Origin of the sequence: Burkholderia sp. RF2-non_BP3 (genome assembly GCF_001522185.1) — a bacterium.
In the GTDB taxonomy this organism is placed as follows: domain Bacteria; phylum Pseudomonadota; class Gammaproteobacteria; order Burkholderiales; family Burkholderiaceae; genus Burkholderia; species Burkholderia diffusa.
Map to the genome: position 1 here is coordinate 123,989 of NZ_LOSU01000036.1, position 19,015 is coordinate 143,003.

At 70.6% G+C, this 19,015-nt stretch carries 14 protein-coding genes; 6 read left to right on the forward strand and 8 right to left on the reverse strand.

The features are described from left to right. Nucleotides 1–26: 26 nt before the first annotated feature. The 4 genes from cobA to WS45_RS19755 are packed head-to-tail and all read left to right on the forward strand — an operon-like array spanning nt 27 to nt 3,095. Nucleotides 27–776, forward strand: coding sequence for a uroporphyrinogen-III C-methyltransferase (cobA, locus tag WS45_RS19740; RefSeq protein WP_059701209.1), 750 nt, complete (start codon nt 27–29; stop codon nt 774–776). Further along, complete coding sequence (locus tag WS45_RS19745) at nt 773–1,150, forward strand: cobalamin biosynthesis protein (RefSeq protein ID WP_059701211.1); 378 nt, start codon at nt 773–775, stop codon at nt 1,148–1,150. Before cobA ends, WS45_RS19745 begins: the two co-directional genes overlap by 4 nt. Nucleotides 1,151–1,184: 34 nt before the next feature. After that, complete coding sequence (gene cobO / locus WS45_RS19750; protein WP_059524395.1) at nt 1,185–1,787, forward strand: cob(I)yrinic acid a,c-diamide adenosyltransferase; 603 nt, start codon at nt 1,185–1,187, stop codon at nt 1,785–1,787. Between the two features lie 3 nt (nt 1,788–1,790). Further along, the gene (locus tag WS45_RS19755) at nt 1,791–3,095 is read left to right on the forward strand and encodes a cobyrinate a,c-diamide synthase (RefSeq protein ID WP_059701213.1); all 1,305 of its coding nucleotides are present in this window, start codon (nt 1,791–1,793) and stop codon (nt 3,093–3,095) included. A 24-nt stretch (nt 3,096–3,119) separates the two neighbouring features. Here the strand turns inward: WS45_RS19755 and bamE are convergent, their stop codons facing one another. Next, entirely contained in the window at nt 3,120–3,659 is a 540-nt protein-coding gene (gene bamE, locus WS45_RS19760; RefSeq protein WP_059701505.1) for an outer membrane protein assembly factor BamE domain-containing protein, read from the reverse strand. Between the two features lie 170 nt (nt 3,660–3,829). Beyond that, entirely contained in the window at nt 3,830–4,993 is a 1,164-nt protein-coding gene (locus WS45_RS19765) for a M20 aminoacylase family protein (RefSeq protein ID WP_059701214.1), read from the reverse strand. Between the two features lie 367 nt (nt 4,994–5,360). Between WS45_RS19765 and WS45_RS19770 the strand changes: the two genes are divergently transcribed. Together WS45_RS19770 and WS45_RS19775 are read left to right on the forward strand one after the other, a co-directional pair. Next, the gene (locus WS45_RS19770; protein ID WP_059701216.1) at nt 5,361–6,428 is read left to right on the forward strand and encodes a type IV toxin-antitoxin system AbiEi family antitoxin; all 1,068 of its coding nucleotides are present in this window, start codon (nt 5,361–5,363) and stop codon (nt 6,426–6,428) included. Beyond that, nucleotides 6,397–7,302 (forward strand): nucleotidyl transferase AbiEii/AbiGii toxin family protein, encoded by a 906-nt coding sequence (locus tag WS45_RS19775; protein ID WP_059701218.1) that lies wholly within the window; start codon nt 6,397–6,399, stop codon nt 7,300–7,302. The genes WS45_RS19770 and WS45_RS19775 overlap by 32 nt, the downstream gene beginning before the upstream one ends. Nucleotides 7,303–7,347: 45 nt before the next feature. Here the strand turns inward: WS45_RS19775 and WS45_RS19780 are convergent, their stop codons facing one another. From WS45_RS19780 to WS45_RS19805, 6 genes are all read right to left on the reverse strand, one after another. Continuing rightward, the gene (locus WS45_RS19780; protein WP_059701220.1) at nt 7,348–8,367 is read right to left on the reverse strand and encodes a GNAT family N-acetyltransferase; all 1,020 of its coding nucleotides are present in this window, start codon (nt 8,365–8,367) and stop codon (nt 7,348–7,350) included. Beyond that, nucleotides 8,367–9,206 (reverse strand): formyltransferase family protein, encoded by an 840-nt coding sequence (locus WS45_RS19785; RefSeq protein WP_059524550.1) that lies wholly within the window; start codon nt 9,204–9,206, stop codon nt 8,367–8,369. The genes WS45_RS19780 and WS45_RS19785 overlap by 1 nt, the downstream gene beginning before the upstream one ends. Before the next feature lie 86 nt (nt 9,207–9,292). After that, nucleotides 9,293–11,545: a TonB-dependent siderophore receptor gene (locus WS45_RS19790; RefSeq protein WP_059701222.1), complete on the reverse strand. Its 2,253-nt coding sequence runs from the start codon at nt 11,543–11,545 to the stop codon at nt 9,293–9,295. Between the two features lie 46 nt (nt 11,546–11,591). Next, nucleotides 11,592–12,968, reverse strand: a complete 1,377-nt coding sequence (locus WS45_RS19795; RefSeq protein WP_059691732.1) for a lysine N(6)-hydroxylase/L-ornithine N(5)-oxygenase family protein — start codon at nt 12,966–12,968, stop codon at nt 11,592–11,594. A 34-nt stretch (nt 12,969–13,002) separates the two neighbouring features. Beyond that, entirely contained in the window at nt 13,003–14,028 is a 1,026-nt protein-coding gene (locus WS45_RS19800; RefSeq protein ID WP_059701224.1) for a GNAT family N-acetyltransferase, read from the reverse strand. Next, nucleotides 14,018–19,012, reverse strand: coding sequence for a non-ribosomal peptide synthetase (locus tag WS45_RS19805; protein WP_059701228.1), 4,995 nt, complete (start codon nt 19,010–19,012; stop codon nt 14,018–14,020). Before WS45_RS19805 ends, WS45_RS19800 begins: the two co-directional genes overlap by 11 nt. Between the last annotated feature and the right edge of the window lie 3 nt (nt 19,013–19,015).

Consider the following 19,015-nt stretch of genomic DNA (forward strand, 5'->3'; position numbering starts at 1 on the left):
ACACGGTGTGCGCCGTGCCGCGTCCGATGAGCCGCGCCTGGCTCGTCGGCGCCGGCCCCGGCGACGCCGATCTGCTGACGCTGAAGGCCGTGCGCGCGATCGCCGCGGCCGACGTGCTGCTCGTCGACGACCTCGTGAACCCCGACGTATTGCGCCATGCACGCGCCGACGCGCGCATCGAGCACGTCGGCAAGCGCGGCGGCCATGCGTCGACGCCGCAGGAGGCGATCGTCGCCGCGATGCTCGCGCACCTGCGCGCAGGCCGCAGCGTCGCGCGGCTCAAGGGCGGCGATCCGTTCGTGTTCGGCCGCGGCGGCGAGGAGCTGCTCGCGCTCGGCGCGGCGGGTTTCCCGGTCGAAGTCGTGAACGGCATCACGGCCGGTATCGCGGCCCCGGCCGCGCTCGGCATTCCGGTCACGCATCGTGGCGACGCGCAGGGCGTGATCTTCGTCACGGGCCACGGCGCGGGTGCCGACGAGCCCGACTGGCGCGCGCTGGCCGCGACGCGCATGACGATCGTGATCTACATGGGCATACGCCGGCTCGACGCGATCGTGGCCGCGCTGCGCGACAGCGGCGTGCCCGGCGACATGCCGTGCGCGGCGATCGAGAACGCGACGCGCGACGGACAGCGGCACGTGCTCGCGACGCTCGACACCGTCGTCGAACGCGTGGGCGCGACCGGTATCGGTTCGCCCGCGATCGTCGTGATCGGCCGCGTCGCGGCGCTTGCCGACGATCCGGCCGTGCGCGCGGCGCTCGGCGGCCGCGCATGATGCGCGTCGCGCTCGGCGTCGGGTTTCGCGCGGACGTGACGGCCGTGCAACTCGATGCCGCGATCCGCGCGGCGCTGAAGCACTACCCCGATGCCGTGCCGGCCGTCGTCGCGACGCTCGCCGACAAGGCGCACGCTCGGCCGCTGCGCATGCTGTGCGCACGCCGCGGCTGGCCGCTCGTCGCGTTCGACGCGGCGCAGCTCGCGCAGTGCCCCGAACCGCCATTGAGCGGCCCGTCGGCTGCCGCGCTCGCACGTTTCGGCGTCGCGGGCGTGGCCGAGCCGTGCGCGCGGCTCGCGGCGCCGCGGGGCCGGCTGCTCGGCCCCAAATCCATCCTGGGCGGCGTGACGGTCGCGCTCGCCGGCCCGCTCTGAACCCTTTGTTTCGCTTTCGACAGGACGATTCCCGATGAAGACCGATGCCGAATCCCATCAGCGGATGACCGAACGCCGCCGCGCCGGCCATGAAAAGAAGCAGGCCGCCGCCACCCAGGAAAAGGGCCTGCTGATCGTCAACACCGGCAACGGCAAGGGCAAGAGCACGGCCGCGTTCGGCATGGCCGTGCGCGTGCTCGGCCACGGCATGCGGCTCGGCGTCGTGCAGTTCATCAAGGGCGCGCTGCACACGTCCGAGCGCGACTTCCTCGGCGCGGTCGCGCAATGCGACTTCGTGACGATGGGCGACGGCTATACGTGGAACACGCAGAATCGCGACGCCGACATCGCGACCGCGCGCAAGGGCTGGGACGAGGCGCGCCGGATGATCGAAAGCGGCGAGTACCGGATGGTGATCCTCGACGAGCTGAACACCGTGCTGAAGTACGAATATCTGCCGCTCGACGAAGTGCTCGCGACGCTCGTCGGGCGGCCGGATTCGGTGCACGTCGTCGTCACGGGCCGGCATGCGCCCGATGCACTGATCGATGCGGCCGACCTCGTCACCGAAATGCGGCTCGTCAAGCATCCGTACAAGGAGCAAGGCGTGAAGGCGCAGCCCGGCGTGGAGTTCTGAGCGATGCCGGCCTGCCCCGCGCTGTTCGTCAGCGCGCCCGCGTCCGGCCAGGGCAAGACGTCGGTGACGGCCGGCCTCGCGCGGCTGCACCGGCGGCTCGGCCGGCGCGTGCGCGTGTTCAAGACCGGGCCGGATTTTCTCGATCCGATGTTGCTCGAACGCGCGAGCGGCGCCCCCGTGCATGCGCTCGACCTCGGCATGGTCGGGGAAGCCGGCTGCCGTGCGCTGCTCGCCGATGCCGCACGCGACGCGGACCTGATCCTGATCGAAGGCGTGATGGGATTGTTCGACGGCACGCCGAGCAGCGCCGATCTCGCGGTTGCGTTCGGCGTGCCGGTCGTCGCGGTGATTGCCGCGAAGTCGATGGCGCAGACGTTCGCGGCGATCGCGTTCGGGCTCGCGCGGTTCCGCCCCGAGGTGCCGTTTCACGGCGTGCTGGCGAACCGCGTCGGGTCGCCGCGGCACGCGGAACTGCTGCGGCAGGCGTTACCCGACGACTTGCGCTGGCTCGGCCACGTGCCGGCCGATGCGGGCATCGCGCTGCCGGAGCGGCATCTCGGCCTGCACCAGCCGGCCGACATCGACGACCTCGATGCGCGGCTCGAGCGCGCGGCCGACGTGCTCGCGCAGACGGCGCTCGCCGAATTGCCGCCCGCCGTTTCGTTCGCGGCGCCGGACGTCCGCGCCCCGCTGCCGCGTGCGCTCGCCGGCACGCGGATCGCGATCGCGCGCGATGCGGCGTTCTCGTTCATTTATCCGGCGAATCTGGCGCTGCTCGATGCGCTCGGCGCGCAGCTTCGGTTCTTTTCGCCGCTGGCCGACGAACCCGTGCCCGCCGATTGCGATGCGCTGTTCCTCCCGGGCGGCTATCCGGAACTGCATGCGGCGACGCTTGCGGCGAATGGCGTGACCGCGCGGACGATTCGCGCGCACGCGGCGGCCGGCCGGCCGATCGTCGCGGAATGCGGCGGGATGGTGTATCTGTGCGAATCGCTGACCGACGTGGACGGCGCGACGACGCCGATGCTCGGGCTGCTGGCGGGCCATGCGACGATGCAACGCCGGTTCGCGGCGCTCGGGATGCAGCAGCTGGACACGCGCACCGGGCCGATGCGCGGTCATACGTTTCATTATTCGCGGCTCGATACGCCGCTGGCGCCGGTGGCGACCGCTGCGCGGCCCGACGGCGCGCCCGGCAGCGGCGAAGCCGTTTATCGCGCGGGCCCGATCGTCGCGACGTACATGCACATGTACTGGCCGTCGAATCCGGAAATGGCGGCCGCGCTGTTCGGCGGCACGGCATTCTGACGCAAACCGTGGAAGGTCGCGATGTCAGTGCTTTTCGCGGCCCGGCGCTTCCGAGCGTGAAGTACGGATCACGGTGCCGTCGGGCGAGAAATGCGCGTTGAACATCGCGTCGCCCGATACGCCGCCCTCGGCCCAGTGCCAGCTCCACACTTCTTCATGGCTCAACGCGTATTGCGCGACCTCGGTCGGCTTGCCGAGCAGTTGCCGTACGTCGTCCTTCGACATCCCCGGCACGACCTTCGCGATGTTTGCCGCCGTCAGGGCCTGCGTGATCGACACGAGCCGGCCGTCCGGCCCGAAATCGAGCATGTACGTGCTCGTGCCGTACGGGCCGCGCGGATACTCGAAGCGCTGCGAGCCGTCCTCGCCCTGCCTCACCATCTCGGGCTTGCCGGCCTGGCGCAGCACGTCCTCGGTCGTCGAGACGCCCGGCTGCAGATTGCCGAACGCCATCGGATCGGGCTTGATCGCATTCACCGCGTCAGCCACCTTCTGGTCGTCGCAACCGGCCGCCAGAACGCCGACCGCGCAGGCCGTCAGCACGGTCAGAAACTGTTTTCGCATGTCATCCACACCTGTATTCATCGAGCCGATCCGGCGTCGCGCGCAGCGTAGCACGCGGCCCGTCACGTCGATGTCAAGGAGCGTCAAATTCGCGCGCATCCCGCGCGCCCGGTTTCACGGCCGTGTTGGCGCGTGCCGGGCGGTGGCGCCCGCGTCGATGCGCCGCGGCGTCACGCCAGGAACGTCTCGGCCAGCTTGACCCAGTACGATGCGCCGGTCGGCAGCGCGGCGTCGTTGAAGTCGTAACCGGGGTTGTGCACCATGCAGCCGCCCTCCCCGTCGCCGTTGCCGATGATCAGGTAGCAGCCCGGCCGCTTCTCGAGCAGGAACGCGAAATCCTCGCTGCCGGTGAGCGGCACCATTCCGTCGATCAGGTTCGCCTCGCCGACCCACTCGCGCGCGACGCCGCGTGCGAACGCGGTCATCTGCGCGTCGTTGACGAGCACCGGGTAGCGGCGCTGGTAGTCGATCGTCGCGGTCGCGCCGAACACCGCAGCCTGCGCATGAACGACTTCCTTGATGCGCGCCTCGAGCAGGTCGCGCACTTCCGGCTTCAGCGCGCGCACGGACAGGCGCATCTGCGCGCGGTCGGGAATCACGTTCGGCGCCTCGCCCGCATGGATCGCGCCCACCGTGACGATCGCCATGTCGAGCGGCGACACGTTGCGCGACACGATCGTCTGCAGCGCGACGACGATCTGCGCGCACACCACGACCGGGTCGATCGCCCTGTGCGGCACCGCGCCGTGGCCGCCGCGCCCCTGCACGTCGACGATCACGGTATCCGACGACGCCATGAACGGCCCCGGCAGGAAGCCGAACTTGCCCGTCGGGAAGCCCGGCATGTTGTGCATCGCGAAGATCGCGTCGCACGGAAACTGCTCGAACAGCCCGTCGTCGAGCATTTTCTTCGCGCCGCCGAGTCCTTCCTCGGCCGGCTGGAAAATCAGGTTCAGCGTGCCGGAAAAGCGGCGCTCGCGCGCCAGGTGCTTCGCGGCCGCGAGCAGCATCGCCGTGTGGCCGTCGTGACCGCACGCGTGCATCTTGCCGGGGATCGTGCTCTGGTACGGCAGGCCGGTCGATTCGTGGATCGGCAGCGCGTCCATGTCGGCGCGCAGGCCGAGGCGCTGCGTGCCGTTGCCGACCTTCAGCTGCGCGACGACGCCCGTGCCGCCGAGCCCGCGATGCACCGTATAGCCCCACGCCTGCAACTGCCCGGCGACGAGGTCGCTCGTCGCGAATTCCTCGAAACCCAGCTCGGGGTGGGCATGAATGCGGTGCCGGATCTCGATCATTTCGTCGGCGAGGCCTGCGGGGATCACGCTGTGCGTCACGGTGTCGTCTCCTGGGTTTCGTGGGGAAGGTGCAGGCAAGGATAGTCGGTTGAACGGCAACCGGACAGACAGAAAGTCGTCACGGCGGCAACCAGGGGTTGCCTGTCGATCGTCGCGGCGCGCGACGAATGCGCGACGGATCGTACGGCGGAAGGAAACCGGCCATTCGGGCGACTGCCGCCTGCGGTCGGGGTTCGCGACACTGCGTGTTCCGTCTCGATTTTTCAGGTGGGAGGGCGTGTTGGTTGCCGTTCGTCATTCCGGAATAATTCCGTCACATCAACGGGTTGAGCATCTTTGTTCATTTTTTGACGGCCGTACATTTTTTGTGTACGCTCGTGAAAAAGTGAACAGGCGATCCACCCCGATGCCCAAGAACGCCACCCTGCCGATCTCGGAACAGCACGTGCTCGATGAAGCCTGTGCCGCGTTCGGACGCGCGACCCGGCGCTTCGACGCCCGGCCCGTGCGCGTGCCGGCCACATACAACGCGCATGCCGACGCGATGATCCGCTTCGGCATTGCCGGGCAAACATTCGAGATGCCGGTGGCGGTGAGCGTCGGCGTCGAATCGCTGCCCGGCGCGCTCGCCGCGTTACGCCGCCGCGCGCCTCCAGCGTCCGCCGAGCGGCCGCTGATGCTGGTCGCGCCGTATTTTTCGGCCGACCTGGCCGCCCGCCTGATCGAGCACGACATCCCGTTCATCGATACCGCCGGCAACGCATGCCTGATCCAGCCGGAGGCGACCGTGATGATCTCCGGCCGGCCGAAACCTGCACGCACGCCACGCCGGCAGGCATCGCGCGCGACGACGCCCAAGGGGCTCGCCGTGATGTTCGCGCTCGCGACGCAGCCGGGCCTCGTCACGCAACCGCTCCGCGCGATCGCCGCCGCGTCGGGCGTCGCGCTCGGCACGGTCAATCTCGCGATGGACGATCTGATCGCACGCGGCCTCATCGCGCAGCGGCGCAACGGCGAACGCGCGTTTACCGACTGGCCGCGCTTCGTGCAGGAATGGGTCGCGCTGTACCCGAGCCGCCTGCGCGCGAAATTGCCGAGCCGGCGGTTTGCCGCGCTCGCGCCCGACTGGTGGCGCGGTTTCGATTTCGCGGCATTCGACGCGCGGCTCGGCGGCGAACCCGCGGCCGACCTGCTGACGCACGACCTGAAGCCGGCCGCCGTCACCGTCTATACGCACGGCGCGGTGTCGAACCGCCTGCTGCTCCAGGCGCGCCTGCGCCCGGACGAGCGCGGCGACGTCGAGCTGCTCGAAGCATTCTGGCCGCCGTCGCCGGCGCTCGACTGGCGCGAGCAGGACGTGCCGCTCGTGCCGCCGCTGCTGATCTACGCGGATCTCGTCTCGTCCGGAGACAGCCGCAATCTTGCCGCCGCCGAACACATCCATGACCGATACCTCGCCCACCCGCCCGCTTGAAGTCGACGCGCGCCGACCGCTCGAACCGGCGGCGGTCGCGTTGCTGCAGGCGGTCCGTACGGCTTGCGCGCAGCTCGACGCGGCATTCGTCGTCGCCGGCGCAACCGCGCGCGACATCCTGATGTGGCATGTCCACGGCATCCGGCCGGTGCGTGCGACGCGGGACGTCGACGTCGCCGTGTGCGCGGTGAGCTGGCCGTTTCACGAACGGCTCGTCGATGCCCTCGTCGCGACGGAGCAATTCGCACGCGCGCCGAAGCATCAGCAGAAACTGCTGTTCGACAGCGGGACGCAAGGCTTTCGCACGGAGCTCGATCTCGTGCCGTTCGGGCCGCTCGAGGCGCCCCCCGGCGAAATCGCATGGCCACCGGGCGGCGACTTCGTGCTGAACGTGCTGGGCTTCCAGGAAGCGGTCGATACGGCGCTGGTCGTGTCGATCGCGGCCGACATCGCGGTGCCGGTGGCGAGCCTGCCGGCCCTGGCGCTGTTGAAGCTGCTCGCGTGGAAGGACCGGCGCGCACGCCAGAACAGCGACGCGTACGACCTGCTGTTCCTGCTCACGCATTTTCACGACGCGGGTAATCGCGAGCGCATCTGGGACGTCGCGCCCGACCTGCTCGAGCAGCACGGTTTCCAGCCTGAGCTGGCCGCGGCCGCGCTGCTGGCGCGCGACGCAAGGCGGATTGCTTCGCCGCACACGCACGATGCGATCCGCGCGCTGTTATCCGACGCGGCGATCTACGCGACGCTCCGGCAGGATCTGCAGGCCCGCGCGTTCGCGCTGCTGCCGGGCGAATTCAACGATGACGCCGACCGCTATCTCGACGCGTTCCGCGACGCTTTTCTCGCCGATTCGCCCGTTCCCCGGACGTGACGTGCGGCCGCGCGACAAACGCCGTCACGCGTTCCGCATGCTTCGTCACGGCAACCGGAACGTGTCGAAGAATGTATCGCGCTCCATCACGGTGAGCGCCGCGCGCTTGTGCGGGAAGTCGAACTCCTTCAGCGTGTAGAACCCGAGCCGGTGCATGTACGCGATATGCCGCACGTGATCGACGCGCGGCTCGCCGACGAGCCGCTGCGTGCGCGGTTCGTCGACGAACATGTAGTGCAGCACCCCGCTCCACCACGCATGCAGCTTGCCCGCGCTCTGGAAGCGTGAATCGCCGATCAGCAGATGCAGCCCGCGATCGAAGTCATGCGCGTCGTAGAACGGCGCGAGGCGGTCCTCCTTCGCCCAGTAGAACTCGAAATAGCCGAACGGCGTATCGTCGAAATAGCCGATCATCGGATGCATGTGCGGATCGGCGAGCCGCTCCGCGAGATAGGCGGCGTGCTCGTCGAGCGTGCCGCGCTGGTCCCAGAAATGCGCGACACGATCGAGGTTCATCCAGTCGCTGAACAGCTGCGCATGCGCATCGATGTCGACGGTGCGCAGGCTGAACGTCATCCCGACCTGCGGCATGTGGCGCGCATAGATCTCGCCGGCCGGCGACGGCGGCCGCACCGGATGCCGGTGGCCGTTCGTGATCGTGTAGCGCAGCGGCATCCCGCCCGACGCGGGCGCCTTCAGCCACGGCCGCGGGTTCTGCCAGAACGTCGCGCGCGATGCGGTGAGGCGCAGGCGGTCGCCCACGATCCGTGCGTCGTCGATCACGCCGTCGCGCACCGCGCGCGCGACGTACGACGCGATAGCCGCCGGATCGGCGCCGCCGTGCGGCACCGACACCGTCGCCGCATCGTGCCGCGTGTCCGTATTGAACAGCGCGACGAACTCCGCGAGCAGCGCGGCCGGCGCATCGTCGGGCCGCCAAGCGTCGAGCGTGCGCTCGGCGGCGGGCGGCTCCTGCCCGTGCGCGGCGCCGTCGAGCGCCGCGGCCACCTCGCCTTCGACGGCGTCCGCTTCCTTGTCGGCCGGTTTCGTCAGCGTGTCTTCCATCACAGTGCTCCCGCGTCGTGGCGATCGGCGAGGATGTGCAGCCCCCGCTCGAGCGCCGGAAACAGGCTGCGCTGGAAGTTGTTCCAGCGCAGTTCGAGAATCGTGTCGTCCGGCGCGATCGGCGTGTCGAGCACGTCGCAGATCACTTCACCGGAATCGATGCCGTTGTCGACGTAGTGAAACGATGCGCCCGTCATCGTCACGGGTTCGACGCGCGAGGTCGCGCCGCTCGCCCAGTCGACCCGTTCGCCGCGCGCGCCGTGCAGCGCGTCGAGCGTCGCCCACGCGCCGCGCCGCTGGTACGGCGAATCGTCGGCCGTGATGCCGGGGTGGATGTTCGCGATGCGGCGATGAAAGCGCGCGCCGGGACGCACGAGCTCGTCGAGGATCACGAGCAGCCCGTCGAGCACGACCACGTCGGCGTCGAGTTCGAGCAGGCGTTCGAGCAGGCGCCGCTCGAACGCCTGCTTGCCCGTCACGCGCTCGCGCGCATCGCGCGGCAGCCGGCGGTACGTCGACGCAATCGTGCAGAACAGTTCGTCGACCGGCCTGCCCTGCACGGTCAGCCCGTCGGGCAGGATCCACGGGCGGCCGGGCGTGCGTGCGAAGCCGTAGTCGGCGACCTTCGCGCGGTCGGCCGGCGAGCCCTCGTCGTCGTCGACGATCACGCCCTGGAGTGCATAGCGTTCGCCGAGCGGCGAGTCGTTCAGACGCTCGACGAGGAATTCGAGCGGCGCCTTCATGTAGCGCGTGCCGCCCTGGTAAGCGACCGGCTGGCCGGCGCGATCGGCCGCGCCGTTGCGCAGCGACTGGATGTAGACGAGATTTTTCTTCGGCATGGAGGCGTCGTGGAAAAAGCGGACGACGGCGCCGCGGCCCGCCCGCGCCGGCCCGAAGGCCGGCCGGCGCGCCACGGCGCGCGGCGTCACCAGTTGTATTTCGCGGTGGCGATCACCGTGCGGTCGGTCCCGAAAACGCAGACGCTCGTCGACTGGCAACCGCTGATGTAATGGCGGTTGAACAGGTTCGTCCCGTTCACGGCAAAGCGCCAGTTGCGCGTGTCGTAATGCACGCCCGCGTCGAACAGCGTGTAGCTCGATACCGTCAGCGAGTTGTCCGCCGCACCGGCCGACGCACTCTGGTAGCGCACGCCGCCGCCCAGGCCGAAGCCCGTGAGCGGCCCCGTGTGCCACGTCCAGTCCGCCCACAGCGACGCCATCTGGCGCGGCCGCGGAATGTCGACCGGCCAGTTGTTCAGCGACGCGTCGTTGGCCTTCACGTTCTTCACGTCCTGGTAGACGTAGGACGCGATCAGCGACAGGTTCCGCGTGAGCTTGCCGGTCGCGTTCAGCTCGATCCCGCGCGAACGCACTTCACCGGTCTGGACCGACGTCGTGCCGGACGGATCGAGATTGAGCGGCGTCGACGTGAGCACGTTGGTCTGGTTGATCTGGTAGATCGCCGCGCTCAGCATCAGGTTCTTGCCGGGCGGCTGCCAGCGCAGGCCGGCCTCGATCTGCTTGCCGCGCGTCGGCTGCGGCAGCCCGCCGCCATACAGGTTCACGCCGATCAGCGGGTTGAACGACGTCGCGTAGCTGACGTACGGCGACAGCCCGTAGTCGCCCTGGTACGTGAGGCCCACGCGGCCGGTGAACGCCGTGATGTCGGCCTTCGACTGCGTGCCGCCCGCGCGGTCGTCCATCCGCTGGTTGACCCAGTCCTCGCGGCCGCCGAGCGTCAGCGTCCAGCGGTTCCACTTGACCTGGTCCTGCACGTACAGCCCGAACGTGTTCATCGTCGTGTACGTGTTGGTGCGATACGTGGTGTTCGGCGGCGAGAACACGGACAGCGTCACCGGCGTGTAGACCGGGTTGTAGATGTTCAGCGTCGGCGCGGCGGCCAGCCATTCGCTGTCGGTCGCGGTCTGCCGGTTGTACTGGAAGCCGAGCAGCAGCGTGTGCTCGAGCGGCCCCGTGCCGAAGCGGCCCTGCAGGTTGTTGTCGATGTCGAAGCGGCTGTAGTTCGTCTGGAACACGCCGGCCCAGCGGTTGATGTCGGTCAGGCTGCCGTCGGCGAAGCCCGCGCCGAACACCGAGCCGTTGTCGAGCGACAGGTGCATCCAGCGCACGTTCTGGCGGAACGTCCACATCGGATTCAGGTTCCGCTCGAACTGGTAGCCGAGCGACCACTGCTTCTTGCGGTAGTAGTTGAAATTCGGGTCGCCACCGTAGACGTCCTTGTCGAGCTGCCCGTTCGGGTTCGGCAGCACCGTGCCTTGCGCCGGCAGGAAGTTCGACGAGATGTCGCCCCAGTCCTGCAGGTACGTGGCGGACAGCGTCAGCGACGTATCCGCGTCCGGGCGCCAGCGGAACGACGGCGCGAGCGCGACGCGCTGGTCGTTGTTCGGGCCGGTCAGCGCGTTGCCGTCGCGGGCGACGCCGACGAACCGGTACGCGTACTTGCCGTCCGCGTCGAGCTTGTCGCCGACGTCGATCATGAACTGCTTGCGCGCGTAGTTGCCGAACTGCACGCCGGCTTCGCGCACGCGCTCGCCGTCGGCCGTCTTGGTCTGCACGTCGATGATCGCGCCCGGGTCGCCGGCGCCGTACAGCACCGACGTCGGCCCGCGCAGCACGGTGATGCTGTCGATCATGTACGGATCGACGCGCCAGCTCGACAGGTTCAGCGTGTTCGGCACCTGCAGGCCGTTCACGTACGCGGTCGGCGTGAAGCCGCGCAGCGCCGCGTACCAGTCGGAGCGGTTGTCCGAGCCGTATGACGAGAAGCCCGGCACGTAGCGCAGCGCCGCGTTCACGTCGGTCGCGCCGGTCATCTCGATCTGCTGCGCGGTGACGACGTTGATCGTCTGCGGAATCTCGTTCAGCGCGGTATCGGTCTTGGTGCCGGTCCTGCTGCGCTTCGCGACGAGCCCGACCGTGCCGTCGCCCTCCGAGCCCGCGTTGACGTTGATCGCCGGCAGCGTGCCGGATGTCGAGCCGTTCTGCGCGCCGACCGATGCGCCGACCGCCGCACCGTTCTGCGCATTGCCGCCCGACGCCGCGGCGCCTGCGTTCACGGCCGGCGCCGTCTGGGCATATGCGTGCCCTGCCGCCATCCCGAACGCCACGCTCGCCGCGGCTGCGATCGCACGCACACGCGTGCCTGTTGCCCACTCCATCTTTCTCTGCTCCACTTTCTTGATGCGGTCTCCGACCGCGCCTTTGTCAAAGAGCGAAAGCCATGCGGCCCGCGCTCGCCCCGTCTTGATGTCGTTGTTCATGCAGTGCCCGGGCCGCGCCATCGTCATGGGCGGGCGCGATCCCTTCCTCGAGCGACGCGCAGATCTCGTCCGCGCGGCGCGCCAGGACCGACAGCAGCGTGTCGGACAGGCCGTGGCTGTCTTCGCAGCAGCCTTGCAGGTAGATGCGCGGCGCGAAGTGCGCGGGCGTCGCGAGCAGGTAGTCGCGCGTGACGTCGCCGCGCGTGAGCGCATCGCCCAGATGCGGTGCGAGCCCTTCGAGCAGCGCCGAATGCGTGTCGCGCCGGTAGCCGGTCGCGAGCACGAGCGCGTCGAACCGTTCGACGCGCGTCGCGCCGTTCATCCGGTCGCGCAGCGTCAGCTCGATGCGGCCGTCGCCGGCGCGCACCGCGGCCTCGATCGCGCTGTTCGCGAGCAGCGCATGGCGCGGCGTGCCGTCGATGCGCTGCAGGTACAGCATTTCGTAGATCTGCTCGATCAGCGGCCGATCGACCACCGCGTAGTTGGTGTCGCGATAGCGCTCGAGCAGCGCGCGGCGCGCGTCGTGCGGCTGCGCGTAGACGACGTCGGTGAATTCGGGGCTGAAGATCTCGTTGACGAACGGGCTGTCGTCGGCCGGTTTCAATGCGCCCGCGCGCATCACGAGGCTCGCGTCGACGTGCGGGAAACGGCGTGCGAGGTCGATGAACACCTCGGCCGCGCTCTGCCCCGCGCCGATCACCGCGACGCGGCGGCGCTCGCCGTCCGGCGCGGCAACCAGCCGGTCGATGTCGGTCAGGTACGACGACGAATGGATCACGCGATCGCGGCCGAGCGCGGCGAACGCGTCCGGCACCGCCGGCGTGCCGCCGACGCCGACCGACAGCGCACGCGTCACGCGCTGGCGCTCGCGGCCGGCCGCGTCGCGCGACAGCACGCGCAGCGCGTCGATCCGCGCGCCGTCGCCGCGCACGGGCTCGATCGCCGTGACGGTTTCGCTGTAATGGACGTGCTCGTCGAAGGCGTCGGCGACCCAGCTCAGGTAGTCGTGGAATTCGACGCGGGTCGGATAGAAGTTCTTCAGGTTGACGAATTCGTTCAGCCGGCCGCGTTCGAACAGGTAGTTGATGAACGTGTAGCGGCTTTTCGGATCGCGCATCGTGACGAGATCCTTCAGAAACGAGATCTGCATCCGGCAGTCGTCGAGCAGCATGCCGCGATGCCAGCCGAATTCCGGCTGGCGTTCGACGAAGCAATGCGCGAACGGACGCGTGCCGTTGCGTTCCGCGAGGCGCACGGCCAGCGCCAGGTTCGACGGCCCGAAGCCGACGCCGATCAGGTCGAATACGGTTTCTCTCTGCATGTCTCTCAGCTCCCTTGTCGGTGAATCCGGCCCGTCAGACGTGACGGCCGGAGAAGAACGTTTCGCGCAGCGTGCGCATCCACAGCGGCTGCCCGTCGGCGAGCGCCAGGCGGCGCTGCCGCGCGAAGCCGTGCCGCGCGAGGGTGTCGACGACCCGCGCGCGGCCGGCCGGGACCGCGCAGCCGACCGCTTCGGTGCGCGGATCGTCGAGAAACAGGTAATGCACGACCGACGGCAGCCAGCCCGCCACGCAATGCGGGCCGCGCCAGCGCGATGCGCCAACCAGCATCCGCAGCCCGCGGTCGTAATCGCGCGCGCCGACGTGCGGCGCGAGCGGGTCTTCCTTCAGCCAGAACGCCTCGACGTACGCGAACGGTTCGCCGTCGAAGCAGCAGACGAGCGGGCTCACGTGCGGATCGGCATCGGGCGCCGTGCCGTCCACGCCGGGTTGCGTGCCCGGCCAGCCGTCGCGCACGCGCGGCTCGTCGAACCAGTGCGCCAGGCGCGCGGCGTCCTCGCCCGGCTGCCAGCCGCGCAGCGTGAAGCGCACGCCGAGTGCAGGCAGGTCGCGCGCATACACGTCGCCGCGCGGCGCGGGCGGCCGGCGCGGATGCCGCCGGCCGTCGGTCAGCATCGGCAGCGTCGCGCATGGCAGCGGCGTGCCGACGCGCCACAGATCGGCCTGCTGCGCCCAGCCTTCGCGCATGCACAGGCCGCCGTCGGCGAGCACGCCGCTCGCGCGCAGCGCGTCGAGCGCGACCGCCGGCCACGCGGCCGGGTCGAGCCGGATCGCTGCACGACGCGCGTCGTCGGAAAATGCGGCGGCGAGCGCGGCCAGCAACGCGCGCCGCTGGTCGCCCGGCGCCGCGCGATGGTTGTACGCGACGAGGCGCAGCGTGCCGTCGTCCGCGAGCTGCGCGCGCAGCAACTGCGCGCCGATGCCGTCGCCGTGCGCGACGCGGATCTCCGCGTCGTCGCGCGCGGCGAACAGGCCGTCCGCGAACGCGAGGCGGCACGTGTCCGGCATCGTGAATCCGTCCGGACGCACTTCAGCCAGCATCGCGCACCTCCTGCTCCGTTCCGGCCGACGCATCGAGATGCGCGCCGAGCGCCGCGAGCGTCGGCGACGCGAATACGTCGGCCACCGTCAGCGCGTGCCCGGCGCGGCCGGCCGCGTCGACGAAGCGCACGACGTCCAACGACGTCGCGCCGGCTTCGAACAGATCGGCATCGGGCGCGGGCGCGGCCGTCGCGAACGTGTCCGACCACAGCGCGGCGAGCGCGGCTGCGGCGTCCGGCGCGCGCGATGCCGCCGTGACGCGCGTCGCCGCGCTGCCGGCCCGTGCGACAGCAACCGCCGTCGACGCGGCGAACAACGCGTCGGGCGCGCCGAGCGCCGCTTCCGGCGCACCGGCGAAACGCGCGACTTCGTCGTGATAGAGGTCGACGAGCGCATCGACGAAAGCGCCGTCGAGCAGTTCGTCCGCATACGAGAACGCGGCGCTCACGCGGCCGTCCGGATGCTCGACGACGTCCAGCTCGAGCGTGAACACGACGCGATGACGCACGTCGTCGAACCCGGCGAGCGCCAGGCCGGCCCAGTCGCGCGCGGCGGTGCCGGTCGGACGCAGGTAGTTGAACATCACCTGGAACAGCGGATTGGCGTTTGCGGCACGCGGCGCGCGCAGCGCGGCGACGACGTCGGCGAACGGCACGTCGGCATGCGCATACGCGGCGAGCGCCGTATCGCGCACCTGCGCGAGCACGTCCGAGCGGCAGGCTGACGTGTCGAGCCGCGTGCGCACGACCACGGAATTGATGAAGAGACCGAGCGCATGGCGCGCGGCGTCGCCCGTCAGCTCGCGCGTCGACGCCAGCACGCCGACCGGCTGATCGGCCGCACCGGTCACGCGGAACAGCGCGGTGTTGAGCGCCGCGTGCAGCAGCATCGGCAGCGTCGCGTGCGCGGCGGACGCGGCGGCGCGCGCGGCACGGATCAGCGATGCGTCGAATTCGAACGCGACGCGCGCCGCACGCCATTGCGGGACGGCCGGCGCGTTTGCGCGCTGCGGCAGTATGGACGGCGGCAGATCGGCCAGCGCGTCGCGCCAGTACGCGACGCGGGCCGGGTGGCACGGCGCGGGCAGCGCGAGCGACATGTCGTGAGGCGGTGTCGATACCGATTCCGCTTCGCCGCGCACGAACGCGACATAGCCTGCGCGCACCGCGTCGAGCCACAGCTCGATCGATTCGCCATCCGAAACGATGTGATGGATCGTCACCGACAGTACGTGATCGTCCGCGCCGAGCCGCAGCACGCGTGCGCGCCACAGCGGTGCATCGGCCGCGAGATCGAACGGTGCGAGCGCGTCGGCATCGGTCAGCGCCGCCGCGCGGGCGAGCGCGTCGGATTGCGCCGACAGATCGATGACCGGCATTTCGACGGAAACGTCTGCTTCGATCCGCTGGCCCGGCAGCATGCCGTCGCGCGCGACGAGCCGCGTGCGCAGCGCCGGGTGCGCGGCCGCCGCGGCCGAGAACGCCGCGTGCAGTGCTTCGACGTCGAGCGGACCGCACACGCGCAGCGCGACCGGAATGTTGTACGCGGCGCTGTCCGGCTGCGCGCGCCACAGGAACCACAGACCGAGCTGCGCGGGCGACAGCGGCCATACGCCGTGCGCATCGGGTTTGACCACCGCGACACCCGGCGCCGCGGCACCGGCATGCGCGGCGCGCGGCGCGTCGGCCACCTGGCGCGCGTATTGCGCGAGCACCGGCGCTTCGAACAGCGCGCGCACCGGCACGTCGCGGCCGAGCCGCTCGGCGACGCGCGTCGCGACGCGCACCGCCGCCAGCGAATGGCCGCCGAGTTCGAAGAAATGATCGCCGCGACCGACGCGCTCGACGTTCAGCACGTCGCGCCAGATCGCCGCGAGCGCGGTTTCGTCGCCGTCGTGCGGCGCTTCGTATGCGCGTTCGACGCGCACCGGCGCCGGCAACCGTGCACGGTCGACCTTGCTGTTCGCGTTGCGCGGCAGCGCGTCGAGCACGATCAGTTGCGCGGGCACCATGTAGTCCGGCAGCGTGCGGCGCAGATGCGCGTCGAGCGTCGCGGCCTCGACCGGTTGCGCGGCCGCCTGCGCGTCGGCGGTCAGTTCGACGTAGGCGACGAGCTGCGCCTGCGCGCCCTGCCCGTGCACGACCGCGCACGCTTCGCGCACCGCATCGTGTGCGGCCAGCTGCGCCTCGATCTCGCCGAGCTCGATGCGCAGCCCGCGCAGCTTCACTTGATGATCGACGCGGCCGATGAAGTCGAACACGCCGTCCGCGCGACGCCGCACGAGGTCGCCCGTGCGGTACAGGCGCGCGCCCGGCGCGCCGTACGGATCGGGCACGAAGCGCTCGGCCGTCAGCGCGGGACGATCGAGATAGCCGCGCGCGACGCCGATCCCCTCGCCGCCCAGGTACAGCTCGCCGATCACGCCGACCGGCAGCGGATGCAGCCGCGCGTCGAGCACGTGTGCGGTGCGCGCGCCGACCAGCGTGCCGATCGGCAGATACGCGGCGTCGCCCAGCTTCGCGAGATCGTCGCCCGGGCGGAACATCCACAGCGTCGGCGTGATCACGGTTTCGGTCGGGCCGTAGCCGTTGACCACGCGCACGTTCGGCATCGCGCGGCGCAGCATCGCGAACGCTTCGCGCGACGTGGCTTCGCCGCCGACGGTCAGCGAGCGCAGCGTCGGCGGCGCGCCGTGCGCGAGCGCCCATTCGGCGAGCTGCGCGGCGCAGCCGGGCGGCACGTAGGTCATCGTCACGCCGTCGCGGATCATCATCGCGCAGGTCTGCGCGGGCGGCCACAGCACATCGGCCGTCACCGACACGGCGGCGCCCGACAGGTATTGCGAAAACCAGCCTTCGTGCGCGCCGTCGAAGTTGACCGACTGGAACAGCAGGAACACGTCGTTCTCGCCCGCGCCGTAGCGCTCGGCGATCGCCACGCAATGCCGCGCGAACGCCGCGTGATCGACGATCACGCCCTTCGGCTTGCCGGTCGAGCCCGACGTGTAGATCGCGTAGGCCGCATGGCCGGGCAGCACGTCCGGCAGCGCGACGTCCGCGGCTTCGTCGAGCGCGTCGACTTCGTCCGCGCGCCAGACGCGCAGCGCCGGCAGCTCCGGCAGCGATGCGGCGCTCGCGCCGTCGGTCAGCACGTGCGCGATGCCCGCATCGCCGACGATCTGCGCGAGGCGTTCGCGCGGATGGGCCGGATCGAGCGGCACGAACGCGGCGCCCGACTTCAGCACCGCGATCAGCGCGACCAGCAGGTCGACCGAGCGCTGCAGCGCGACGCCGACGCGCATTTCAGGCCGCACGCCGGCCGCGACGAGGTTGCGCGCGATGCGTGCCGCGCGCGCGTCGACCTCACCGCGCGTCAGCGCGCGATCGACGTCGGCGACACCGCGTGCGTCGGGCCGTGCCCGCGCATGCGCGGCGATGCGCGCGTGCACGGGGACGAACGGTTCGGCTTCGGCCGCACCCGCCGGCGCATTCCACGCGAACAGTTGCGCGCGCTCGTCGGCCGGCAGCCAGTCGAGATCGCCGACCGGCACGTCGGGGCGCGCGAGCGCATCGGCGAGCAGCGTGACGAAGCGCGCGGCCAGCCGCGCGATCGCGTCGCCGTCGAACAGGTCGAGCGCGTGGATGAACGCGGCGTCGAACGTGCCGTCGGGCGTCGCCTCGACGGAAAGCGTCAGGTCGAATTTCGCGGACGGCGTGCCGGACGGCAGCAACGTTGCCGATGCCGCGCCTAGCGCCGGCAGCGCGCGGCGCTCGCCATATGCGGCCATCACCTGGAACAGCGGATGGTGGCTCGCGCTGCGCGGCACGCCGAGCGCGTCGACGACCTGCTCGAACGGCACGTCCTGGTGCATCTGCGCATCGACGAGCGCGCGCTGCGTGCGTGCGACCAGCGACGAGAAATCGCCGTGCGCGGGCACGTCGACATCGATCGCGAGCGTGTTGACGAAGAAGCCGATCAGGCCGGTCGTTTCCGCGCGTTCGCGGTTCGCGGCCGGCACGCCGACGCAGATCCGCGCATCGCCGGTCGCACGCGCGAGCAGCGCATCGAGCGCCGCGAGCAGCACCGCGAACGGCGTCGCGCCCGACGCGGCCGCGAACGCGCGCAGCCGCGCACCGATGCGCGCGTCGAGCGAAAACACGTGACGTGCACCGCGCGCGCTGCGGCGCGCGGGCCGCGCGGCCGCGCCGGGCAGCGTCAGCACGCCGCGCTGCGGGTCGAGCCGCTCGCGCCAGAACGCCAGCTGCCGGTCGCGCTCGCCCGCATCGAGCCAGCGGCGCTGCCACAACGCATAGTCCGCGTACTGGATCGGCAGCGGCCCGAGCGGCACCGGCTCTCCCGACGTATACGCGCGATAGAACGCCGCGAGTTCGAACAGCATCACGTCCGACGACCAGCCATCCGACACGATGTGATGAACGGTCAGCGCGAGCCAGTGATGCGTCGCGTCGAAGCGGATCAGGTGTGCGCGCACGAGCGGTGCCGCGCCGAGATCGAACGCGGCGGCTTCATCGGCCATCGCGACGCTTTCGGCGCGCGCGACGCGCTGCGCGTCGGGCAACGCTTCGAGATCGGTCTCGCGCCACGGGCAGCGCAGCGGCGGATGGATCGTCTGCGCGACGCCGTCCTCCGTTTCGTCGAAGGTCGTGCGCAGGGCTTCATGGCGCGCGATCAGCGCATCGCACGCGAGCCGCAGCGCATGCGCGTCGAGCGGGCCCGTCAGCGCGAGCCGTTCGGTGATGTGATAGGCGTCCGGCGCGTCGATCAAGCGCGCGTGCAGCCACAGCCGCGTCTGCGCGAACGATGCCGGCACGCGCTCGGAGCGCGGCGTGCGCGGCGGGATCGGCAGCATGCGGAAATCGATGCCGGCCGCGCCGAGCTTGTCGATGAACACCGCGCGCTGCGCGTCGGGCAATTGCGCGAAGCGCGTCGCGAGCGCGAGCCAGTCGGGTTGAGCCTTCGTCATCCG